This window comes from Rhizobacter sp. P2_H2 (assembly GCF_056403375.1).
The window spans coordinates 1-2,909 of sequence record NZ_JBFUFP010000709.1 but is presented as its reverse complement, the minus strand read 5'-3'; the positions used below and the strand labels follow the sequence as shown (position 1 = coordinate 2,909).

Sequence of the window (2,909 nt, the reverse complement as noted above, 5' to 3'; positions counted from 1 at the left end):
CCCGTCGCCCAAACTCCCKCCRCTCACTTCGTTCGYTGTGGTCAAACAGTSGRCGACAGTCAGTTCACGAAGCGCGCTGCGCGCGCGGGCCATGAAACCAGCCAGCTCCGGCGCCCCSTCCTTATTGGCGCWCCACAGCCTCCCCACCCGCGCCTTTGCGGCGCCGCCGCGCTGTGTTTTGGGGGAAAAGACTGAAGTGACYGACGAAGCATGCGAGCGCCCGCATGTTCAACGGTCACTTCAGTCTTTTCCTCCCAACAAGAGCGGGTGGTGCTGCGCGGCGGGTGTCGGGCTGGCCGGGGGGCGATTTCTGAGGCGACGGAGAAGCTTGGTCTCGGGGGTGGCGCGCGCCAGCGCGCTTCGTAGACTGACTCATCGCCACTGTTTGACCACAACGAACGAAGTGAGTGGAGGGAGTTTGGCGATGCACCCACGGGACCGAGCTTCTCCGTGGAGTCGGCCCGCCAGGGCCGACCGCCGAGGCATGAGCCCCCGGCCAGCCCGACACCCGCCGCGACGCGCAGCAGCAAAAGCAAAGCATGAAACGAACAACCCTCATCGCAGCAGCAACAGGCATAGCCGCACTCGTCGCCTTCCCGCTCGGCATCGAGAACCCGTACTACATCCACCTGGTCGAGACCATCATGATCTACGCGATCGTGCTGTTCGGCCTCGACATCGTCGTCGGCTACACCGGCCAGGTCTCGCTCGGCCATGCCGGCCTGTTCGGCATCGGCGCCTACACCGCCGGCGTGCTCGTGATGAAGCTTGCCGCTCCGCTGTGGGTCACGCTGCCGGCCGCGATCGCCGTCACCGCGGTGTTCGGTGCGCTGCTCGCGCTGCCCGCGTTGCGCGTCACCGGCCCCTACCTCGCGATGGTCACGCTCGCCTTCGGCACCATCGTGCAGATCCTCATCAACGAGATGAGCTTCCTCACCGAAGGGCCGATGGGCATCAAGCTCGACAAGCCGATGCTGTTCGGCCTGCAGCTCGACGAACGCGGCTACTACTGGGTCGTCGTCGCGATGCTCGTCGCCTCGCTCGTCGTCGTGCACCGCATCCTGCGCTCGCACCTCGGCCGCGCGTTCGAGGCGCTGCGCGGCAGCCCGGTCGCGTCCGATTGCATGGGCGTCTCGGTGTACCGCTACAAGGTCTATGCCTTCGTGATCAGCGCTGGTCTGGCCGGCCTGGCGGGTTCTCTCTACGCCTACTCCGAGCAGTACATCTCGCCCAACACCTACAACTTCGAGCTGACGGTGATGTTCCTGCTGGCCATCATCATGGGCGGGCGCAAGACGCGCAGCGGCGCGCTGCTCGGCGCCGCGATCATCGTGATGCTGCCCAAGCTGCTCGACGACATCGAGCTGTTCCGCTGGGTCGCGGTGCTGATCGCGATCGGCGTGGTCGCCGGCTCCGCCATCGCGCTCAAGAAGGGCAAGGCCACGCCGCGCACGGTGGCCGTGCCGGTGTTCGGCAGCGTCGCGCTCGCCGGCGTGTCGTTCGTGCTGACGACGATGACCGACTGGCGGCTGTCGATCTTCGGCGTCATCACGCTGTTCGTCGTGTACTTCCTGCAGGACGGCATCATCGGCTTCCTGCGTAACGCCCTCAACTGGCACAGCCGCGTCGAGGTGCCCGCCGTCGACGCCGCCTCCGCGCCGAAAGACGCCGTCTCGACCGCCGCCCAGCACAGCGCGCCGGAGCTGCTGGTCGCCCAGGGCGTGCTGATGCAGTTCGGCGGCCTGAAGGCGCTGAACAACGTCGACCTGAGCGTGCGGCGCGGCACCATCCACGGCCTGATCGGCCCCAACGGCTCGGGCAAGAGCACGATGATGAACGTGCTGACCGGCATCTACACCCCGACCGGCGGCACGCTCGCGTTCGCCGGCCGCTCGCTGGTCGGGCGCACCTCGTCCGACATCGCGCTGTCGGGCATCGCGCGCACCTTCCAGAACGTGCAGCTGTTCGGCGAGATGACGGCGCTGCAGAACGTGCAGGTCGGGCTGCACCACACCTTCCGCAGCCACCTCGTCGACGTCGCCGTGCACACGCCGCGCTACCGGCGCGAAGAGCGTGCGGCGGCGCAACGTGCACTCGCGCTGCTGGAGTTCGTCGGCCTTGCGGAACTGGTGCACGAGGAGGCGCGCAACCTGCCGTACGGCAAGCAGCGCCTGCTCGAGATCGCTCGCGCCCTGGCGCTCGACCCGCAACTGCTGCTGCTCGACGAGCCGGCCGCCGGCCTGACCGCGCCCGACATCAAGGAGCTGATCTCGATCATCCGCAAGATCCGCGAGCACGGCATCACGGTGATCCTGATCGAGCACCACATGGACGTCGTGATGAGCATCTGCGACACCGTGTCGGTGCTGGATTTCGGGCAGAAGATCGCCGAGGGCCTGCCGGCGCAGGTGCAGGCCGACGAGAAAGTCATCGAGGCCTACCTCGGTGGCCAGGCGGCCTGAGGAGCACGACATGCTGACCATCCAGAAGCTCGAAGCCGGCTACGGCAAGGTGCAGGTGCTGCACGGCATCTCGATCGAGGTGCCACGCGGCAAGGTCGTCACGCTGATCGGCTCGAACGGCGCCGGCAAGACGACCACGATGCGCGCCGTCTCCGGAATGATCAAGCCGAGCGCCGGCGAGATCAGCCTGAACGGCCAGCGCATCGACGGGCTGGAGTCGTACCACATCGCCAAGCGCGGCCTCGCGCACTCGCCCGAAGGCCGCCGCGTGTTCGCGACGATGACGGTGACCGACAACCTGACGCTCGGCGCCTTCCCGCGGCTGACCGGCAGCCGCCCGCGCGGCGACGTGAAGGCCGACCTGGAACGCGCGCTGGAACTCTTCCCGCGGCTGAAGGAGCGGCGCGAGCAGCTCGCCGGCACCTTGTCGGGCGGCGAGCAGCAGAT

General features: G+C 67.6%; 2 protein-coding genes. Both read left to right on the top strand.

Features of this window, described 5'->3' with window-relative positions:
- The first annotated feature begins 539 nt into the window (after positions 1-539).
- Positions 540-2,462 carry a branched-chain amino acid ABC transporter ATP-binding protein/permease gene (locus AC1D15_RS25060; protein ID WP_477828110.1) on the top strand — a complete coding sequence of 641 codons (1,923 nt, stop codon included), beginning with the start codon at positions 540-542 and terminating at the stop codon, positions 2,460-2,462.
- Positions 2,463-2,472: 10 nt separating this feature from the next.
- Positions 2,473-2,909, top strand: a 437-nt coding sequence (locus AC1D15_RS25055; RefSeq protein WP_477828109.1) for an ABC transporter ATP-binding protein, incomplete at its 3' end; no start/stop codon positions are given.

Excerpts from the sequence above, each read along its gene's own strand:
- AC1D15_RS25060 (WP_477828110.1), top strand. The coding sequence starts at position 540 with ATGAAACGAACAACCCTCATCGCAGCAGCAACAGGCATAGCCGCACTC.